Raw genomic sequence first — 7,823 nt, 5'->3', positions numbered from 1 at the left:
TCTTTCTCGCTAATCCCGCAGGAGTCGTGCGGACGCCTCTCCTAACCAACATGATGGTCGTTTTCAAACTCCCTATTCCATTTTTATCCTACTAAATATAAGGCATCATATCAATGATCATCAGAAACAAAATACTTCATAATACTCAGCCTCTTTTCATGTAATTTTTACATCAGTTTCTTTTCTAAAAAATACTGCTGCATTTCTTTATATGGATGATTCTTAATCAATCCAATTATTTGATAACCATTTTTTTGATAAAATTCAGGAGCTTGAAAGCTAAAAGTATCTAATTGAATGCTTTTGCAATTATTTGCTATCGCTAAATCTTCTATCTTATGTAATAATTTTTTTCCGTACCCATTCCCTCTAATGGACTTATCTATCCATAAGAAATCAATATGGAGGCAATACCAAAAAATTGTTCCTGTTATCCCCCCTACTATTTCTTTCTTTTCATTCCTAATCATAAAGCTAACCTTCTTAACTGGATGTTTTACTTCAGCAGGTATTTTCTCTAAGTTATACTCTATTACCTTTTTTCGTATGAACTCACTATCTGCTTCGTTCCACTGATTGATAATCTTCACCTTATCCTCCTAAGTTTTTGACTTCATTAGCCATCTCAACTTATTTTTCCGATGCTAAAGTAATCTCCACAATCTCCGGCCGATTAAATAGTCTCTGCGGGATGATGCTGTTGCCTAATCCTCTATTAACAATCAGCGTAGTATCGCCTTTTTTATATGTACCTGCTGTATATTTTGGCAAAAAGCCTTGATCTGGTGCTACCAATCCTCCTATAAAGGGAATTCTTACTTGTCCGCCATGTGCATGCCCAGACAGAACAAGATCGATTTGATGTTTTTCGTATAATGACAATAATTCCGGTCGATGAGATAATAACAACGTAAAGCTCTTACTTGTATCCAACCCTTTTAAAGCCGATTGCATTTCCTGATCAACAATTGCTTCATTTGGAGCTTCCCTATCGATTGCTGGATCATCCACCCCAATCAGTTTAATTTGTCCCTTCCCATTATGAATCGTAACATTTCTGTTTCTCAATACTTCTACTCCAGCATCTTGCAGCTTTTTCTCTAAGCTATCGAACTTTCCCGACCACCATTCATGATTGCCTGTCACATAATACACAGAAGTAATCGAAACAAGCTGCTTCATTAATGCTAGACTTATCGCTTCATCATATTTATCCGCATCTACTAAATCACCTGTGAAAACAATCAAATTAGGTTTTAATTTTTTTACCTTTTTCACTAGCCTCAATTGATTTTCCCCAAACTCTTTACTATGCAAATCAGATAATTGCACGATTTTATACTCGTTAAAACTTGTTGGTATTTTACTAGATTGTATCGTTATCTTTGTCGTTGAAACCGCATTATTTTGATAATAGGAAAATAGAATGGCTATCAAAATGATCATAATAAACAGCAGCCACTTCTTTTTCAAAAATTGCATGATGCACCTCTTCATTCTTTTAATAATGCTATTTTCTCATATATTGGTTTTCGAGGATATAAATAGTTGTATGATATAGTAGAGACAAAGGGTTCATATGCTTTTAATGATACACTCAGTGCAATCCGATTCTATTTTGATCAAAACGGAAACACATCGAGTACATTTGTCGGTATGAGAATACTTAGAAAATGCAAAAAATAAAACCCAATATTGTAAAAAAGACATTCTTACGCGAATGTCTTTTTTAACTTTGCCTATTAAAATCACTTAGTATTTAATTTTTCTTTCTCTAAAATACCCTTTACAACATCTTCAATCGTTACTGCTTTTAAAGCCTTTTCTAATGCCAGCTCAGCAGCAGAAAATATTGGACCAATTGTATTTTGTATATTCCTTCCAACAGGACATGCTGGATTTGGATTTTCATGTATTCCAAATAACTCTTTATCCTGTACAACACTAACAGCTTTATAAACGTCGAGTAAAGTTATATCGCCTAATTCTTTAGCCAAATTTGCACCAGCAACACCAGGACGGACATTTATTAACCCTGCATTTTTAAGCATACCCGTTATCTTTCTAATTACAGCTGGATTTGTGTTGACACTCGCAGCGATATATTCAGATGTATTAACTCCATCTTTATTTATTTCTAAAAGAGCTAATATATGGATTCCCACTGCAAAACGGCTGCTAATAGACACCTTTTTCGCCTTCCTTTACTATTGGTATTCCTAATTATTATATAGGATAAAACATGTAATGCAAACAGTTACAAGTCACTGTTGCACCTAAATTAAGATTTTAAATGATTAAGTGTTGACAAACAACTAACCTGTAACTTATATTATTACATGTAATCATATAAGTTACAGGTTAGTAAAACTAATAAATTATTACTGGAGGAATGTTATCATGAAAATTGGAATTATCGGTGCAAGTGGTAAAGCAGGCAATCTTATCTTAAAAGAAGCTCATTCAAGAGGACACGAAGTTACAGCAATCGTTAGAGATGCCGGAAAAGTTCAAAATGTTGCTGTGGTAGAAAAAAATATTTTTGATTTAAAAACAGAAGATATTATAAATTTTGATGTGGTAGTAAATGCATTTAATGCTGCTCCAGGTCAAGAACAACAACATGTGGATGCTGGCAATGTTTTAATAGAAGCACTTAAAGATGCTCCACAGACAAAATTGATTGTCGTGGGAGGAGCAGGCAGTTTATTTGTGAACGAAGAAAAAACACTTCGCGTATTTGAAACACCAGATTTTCCTGAAGCATATTTTCCAACAGCAACAAATATGGGGAAAAACCTTGAAGATTTACAAAATACAGATGGCATTCAATGGACTTATATCAGCCCAGCAGGATTCTTTGATCCAGAAGGTCAACGAACAGGCTCTTATCAAAAAGGGAAAGACAACTTAATTTTAAATGCAAAAGGAGAAAGCTATATAAGCTATGCTGACTATGCTATCGTAGTTTTGGATGAAATTGAAAATCCACAACATCAAAACGAACGATTTTCAGTTGTTGCTGAAGCAAAATAAGGTTTTTAGAAACGAGGCTAATTTAAAAAATACCATTAGTTTTGTCAGCTAATGGTATTTTTAAATTATGTTCCATAGCTCATCGCTAAGCTATCTAAAGGCAGTTAAAGGTAATTATGCCGTGCGGATACTTTATAAGAAATTAGGATCGTTCCAACTGAAGAAATATGGTTGCTATCTTTTCCTTGATAGCAATAGGTAAGATTTTGATGTGATCGCCGTCTTTTCCCCTGCTCCACACCCAACGTGCGACTTTCACCGCATTAGGCGTTCCATCTTATTCTTTTAAACTAAAGCAACTAAATTACAAATTTTACGAAAGTGATTTACCTTCTTCAATTGTTTTCCATCCAATTGAAGGTAGTTTCTATATTGCTCAATCGTCTTTTCATCTGTTGCGTGAATTAGTCTATGAACATCCTTATGAAATATTACAAGATTGCTGAATTCATCTGTACCACCCATATTCCGAGGTATCTTGTGGTGACAATGAACTTCATTTGCTAAAAGGAAGTTGCCTGTCACTGCACATTTACCTAATTGCATAGAATATCTTGAAATTCTGTTATCTGCATATTCTAATTTTTCGTTATCGTAGTATGTTTGTAACATTTTATGAATTTCGGTTGCAATATCAGCTTTAAGGTTTTTATGAAGTTTTATTCTTCCTTCTTTAGTGTAGTTACACTTATCTTGGCTAAAGTTCATGGCGTTCTTTGTTTGAATGTCTTTTAAAGGGTATAAATGTATACCTGCGATTTCGAACGTTCTGTATTTGTTCTTATGTAGTCGTTTATACGTTGCAGAAGGTTTGATAGGTATTCCATATTTCCCAATTGATTTAAGACGATTATGCAGGGTTCGAAATAACCGATGTTCTATTTTTGCAAAATCGAAATTTATGTGTGTTGCTATTTTATAGTAGTTTTTAATGCCAAGAATATAAGAATTATAAAGGTTGATTTTCTTCGGTGATGGATTTTTCCTAATATCATGAATAAGTTTTCTTGCCTTCTCTAAAATTGTTTTTATTTTCTTATCCATGATATGTGTATTTGCAACATGTTTATTGCGTTTAGACACTGCTTTAAGCGAAAATCCTAGGAATTCTGACCTTTTTCTTCTTAGATTTGTAATCGTTGATTTCTCGGTTGATATTTTAAGATTTAATTGATTATTCAAATATCCTTTTACAGCATGGTATAATTTAATAGCTGATTGATGGGAATTAGTAAAAATTTTAAAGTCATCTGCATATCTGACGATATACATTTGTTTAAGATTCGATTTCTTGAGCATACGAATCTTAACAGTTTGGTTTTTGTATTTAAAATTTGTTTTCATATTTTCCCATTGATTAGATATCCACCAATCTAAATCATTTAAAACGATGTTTGATAGTTGTGGGGATAAAATACCACCTTGTGGAGTTCCTTTGGATGGTATCCCTACTCCCTGTATGGGTGCTTTCAGCATCTTCGATACAATAGAAAGCACTCGTTTATCTTTGATGCCGATTCTATACATTTGTTCTAGTAACTTAGCATGGTTCACATTATCAAAGAAACCTTGTATATCTATGTCTACTACGTAATGGTAATCTGTTCTATTTATTAGATACTGACATCTTGCCATTGCATGATGAGTTGACCTATTTGGTCTAAATCCATATGAATGATTGTAGAAATTGGCTTCACATATTGGTTCTAATACTTGTTTAAACATCTGTTGAATTAATCTATCTCTCATAGTCGGTATACCTAAAGGGCGTTTCTTTCCATTTGGTTTTGGTATTTCAACCCTTCTAACTGTTTGAGGTTTATAATTCTCTAGTTCTGTTCTTATTTCTTCAACAAATGTTTCAATATCTTCTATTTTGTATTGGTCAATTGTGATGCCGTCAGTACCAGTAGTTTTTGATCCTGTATTAGCTTTTATATTTCTATAAGCTAATAAGATATTGTTCTTAGATATAATATGTTCATACAATCTTAGACCTTTTGTTGCGTTGGTCTTACTGCGCTCATAAAGGTCATCAAAGGTACTTTGCATATCATAATATTCCGCATGTCGTAACGCTGTACTCACCGATGGATTGTTTCTCCTTTCCTAAGGAAAGTCCCATCATCTTACTCGCCCCTGTGAGTTTCATTTAGTTGATTTAGTTTTACAAAGAACAAGACTTGGGACTATCCCTCCACGTTCATTACACGTTTCATCGGTACTGTGTCCCTACTTTCACAAGAATAAAGTCATTTCGATTTTTACCTTATAGACACCATCCCGATAGTAGTCGTTTTAAATAGACGTTTCTTGCTTACAACGTTCCAATTAACTTAGCTTTACATATATCCGTGGGTGCTTACTCTGAACCTGTTAACTCTATACTCTCTTTGTCGAGTATCCCGAATTTCTTAGTAGTTATCCATACTTTTCGGTGGTTAACCCTACAATTTGTAGTTTATATCTTTCGATAATAATGCGGTTTTAGACCCTTACATTCGCAAGTTCGTCAGTCCTATTGGACATTCTCACCATAGATATTTTATAGCATCCCGACCTATCATGAACCATATCCTATAAAAGCAACTTAGGTTCATTTCAGCCGCCTTCACCTAGCTTCATACACATTCAGGCTACTACCATTCTGTGCATGTAGGAGTATTAGATAACTCGCTTCAGCTCGACATGACGGCTTTCATTCCGAATTTCAGTTAATCAGTTATGATTGCTTCAGCAACCCTCCTATTTCATGCATACGCATTTATAAGGAAACGTTTCGCACAACTACTCACCGCTTATCACCCTTACGGTTTCATTGAAGCGGGAGATTCCTAAGAACACCGGTGTATCCACCAGTTATTGATTAGGCGATCCCCGCAGTTCCTGCGGTTAGAAGTCTTATTGCTTCGTTTTTGATATTTACACTTGCGTTACGATCACGATCATGGTGAGCATGGCATGCTGGACATTTCCATTCACGTAGTTTGAGATTTTTAACGTCTTTGTTCTGATAGCCACAACAGGAACATAGCTGACTGGAAGGAAAATTCTTGGAAACGGTCACCACTTGTTTCCCGTACCATTTTGCCTTGTATTCCATCATGTGTTTGAATTGTGCCCATGATACTTCACTGATGGCTTTCGCAAGGTGATGATTTTTCAACATATTAGATACGGACAAATCTTCCATCCCGATGATATCGTGGTTTTTGACAATTTCGGTGGAGATTTTGTCTAAGTAATCTTTTCTTATGTTTCCTATTTTTTCATGGATACGTGCGACTTTCTTTTTGGCTTTATTCCAATTTGCTCCGCCTATTGTTCGTCTACTCATGATTCGTTGTGCTTTCGCTAACTTTTCTTCTGCGGAGCGGAAAAACTTCGGATTGGAGTAGCGTTTTCCATCAGATAGAATAGCAAAATCTTTTAAGCCAACGTCAACACCGACAGCTGAGTTTGTTTGCGGTAACTCTGTTATTTCTACTTCGGTAGTAATAGACACAAAGTATTTACCAGATGGATTTCGTCTAACGGTAGCACTCAAGATTCTTCCTTCAACTTCACGACTTTTCGCAAAGCGAACATTCCCTAGTTTCGGTAACTTTATTTTCTTTTCAATAACCTCAATATTCCCATTCGTGTGCTTTGTCGTGTAAGACTGAACAGGATTGTTCTTCGTTTTAAATCTTGGCTGTTTATTTTGCTTTTTGTAGAAACGATCATAAGAATCAGCTAAGTTTTCCACTGATTTTTGCAAAGCAATACTATCTACTTCCTTCAAAAAAGAGTAATGCTTCTTTAGTGCAGGAAGTGATTTCACTGTTTCGTATTTGTTTAAGTACTTGCCTTTCCAATTATTTATCGGAAGCTGACCATGTTGTACCATTTCTTCGCAGATATGCCAATAAGCATCTTTTTCTTTTTGCTTCCCCAGAAAAAAGTTAAACACAAATCTGGAGCAGCCAATGGTTTTGTTTATGAGTTCCATCTGTTTTTTATTTGGGTACAAGCGGAATTTATAGGCTTTTTTCACTAGCATGAATATCACCTTCCCACCAAGAACATTCGTTCCTATTATATCATAAGAAGGAAAGTTTTGGCTAACGCCAACCGACATTCATCTCCCACCTACTCATTGGGCTTTTCCCTTCACACTTCTTGAGGAGGGAGTATTCTGTCGGGAAATGATAAATCTGGTTTCTTTTTAACTAGAGGGGAAAAAACTGAGAATCAAGTTGCTTACATAGTTTTTATTAAGATTAAACAGCTTAGCTTCATAATGGCACGAAAGCAATTTTGTTTCATTATATTATTATTATTAATATAATGAATACATATCTATTAAAAAAAGGGGAGATTCTTTTAAATGCAACGTTTCTTATTCGCATATACAGTTAACTCTACTGGCTTAGAAAGTGAATTTAGTCAAGTGGCGGAAACAGAAGAAAAAGCGAGACAATTAGTAAAGGAAAGAGTAGCAGATATAGAATTTACAGATGAAGACGATGTCGTGATCGGCAAATTAATAAAAACTATTGATGCTACAAAACACTATTATGAGTGTGAAGGCTGCACTTGATCTAAAAAATATGCAGCGAAAAATAGTTTACTTATTTTGAGTTGAATAGTTTGTTTCTATTAAAGAATAAACACGAACGAGTGCCTTGCTTCTTATTGAAGAAAGGCACTTTGCTTATCAATGGATGGCTTAAGACGTATTCTTCCATAACTTTTTATAAAATTCTACACAAAAAAAATATGCATATGTCATGCATATTTTCAGT

At 34.7% G+C, this 7,823-nt stretch carries 7 protein-coding genes; 2 read left to right on the top strand and 5 right to left on the bottom strand.

Going from position 1 to position 7,823, the window contains the following annotated elements:
* Positions 1-167 precede the first annotated feature (167 nt).
* The 3 genes from ACTYA4_RS21995 to ACTYA4_RS21985 all read right to left on the bottom strand — a co-directional run bounded on the left by ACTYA4_RS21995 (position 168) and on the right by ACTYA4_RS21985 (position 2,189).
* On the bottom strand, positions 168-590 hold the full coding sequence (locus tag ACTYA4_RS21995; protein ID WP_443483669.1) for a GNAT family N-acetyltransferase: 423 nt from the start codon (positions 588-590) through the stop codon (positions 168-170).
* A gap of 40 nt (positions 591-630) precedes the next feature.
* Complete coding sequence (locus ACTYA4_RS21990) at positions 631-1,482, bottom strand: metallophosphoesterase (RefSeq protein ID WP_443483668.1); 852 nt, start codon at positions 1,480-1,482, stop codon at positions 631-633.
* A 266-nt stretch (positions 1,483-1,748) separates the two neighbouring features.
* Positions 1,749-2,189 (bottom strand): Rrf2 family transcriptional regulator, encoded by a 441-nt coding sequence (locus tag ACTYA4_RS21985; protein ID WP_443483667.1) that lies wholly within the window; start codon positions 2,187-2,189, stop codon positions 1,749-1,751.
* Between the two features lie 211 nt (positions 2,190-2,400).
* Here ACTYA4_RS21985 and ACTYA4_RS21980 point away from each other — a divergent pair, with 211 nt between their 5' ends.
* Positions 2,401-3,036 carry an NAD(P)-dependent oxidoreductase gene (locus tag ACTYA4_RS21980; protein WP_443483666.1) on the top strand — a complete coding sequence of 212 codons (636 nt, stop codon included), beginning with the start codon at positions 2,401-2,403 and terminating at the stop codon, positions 3,034-3,036.
* Positions 3,037-3,321: 285 nt separating this feature from the next.
* Here the strand turns inward: ACTYA4_RS21980 and ltrA are convergent, their stop codons facing one another.
* Positions 3,322-5,124, bottom strand: coding sequence for a group II intron reverse transcriptase/maturase (ltrA, locus tag ACTYA4_RS21975; RefSeq protein ID WP_445505871.1), 1,803 nt, complete (start codon positions 5,122-5,124; stop codon positions 3,322-3,324).
* 778 nt (positions 5,125-5,902) lie between these two features.
* Positions 5,903-7,078 (bottom strand): IS200/IS605 family element RNA-guided endonuclease TnpB, encoded by a 1,176-nt coding sequence (gene tnpB, locus ACTYA4_RS21970; protein ID WP_443483670.1) that lies wholly within the window; start codon positions 7,076-7,078, stop codon positions 5,903-5,905.
* A 327-nt stretch (positions 7,079-7,405) separates the two neighbouring features.
* On the opposite strand from tnpB, the gene ACTYA4_RS21965 reads away from it, so the two are divergent.
* Entirely contained in the window at positions 7,406-7,618 is a 213-nt protein-coding gene (locus ACTYA4_RS21965; protein ID WP_443483665.1) for a hypothetical protein, read from the top strand.
* The last annotated feature ends 205 nt before the right edge of the window (positions 7,619-7,823 follow it).

This window comes from Niallia yueguangensis, from assembly GCF_052663115.1.
This window is presented reverse-complemented; position numbering and strand designations above follow the sequence as displayed.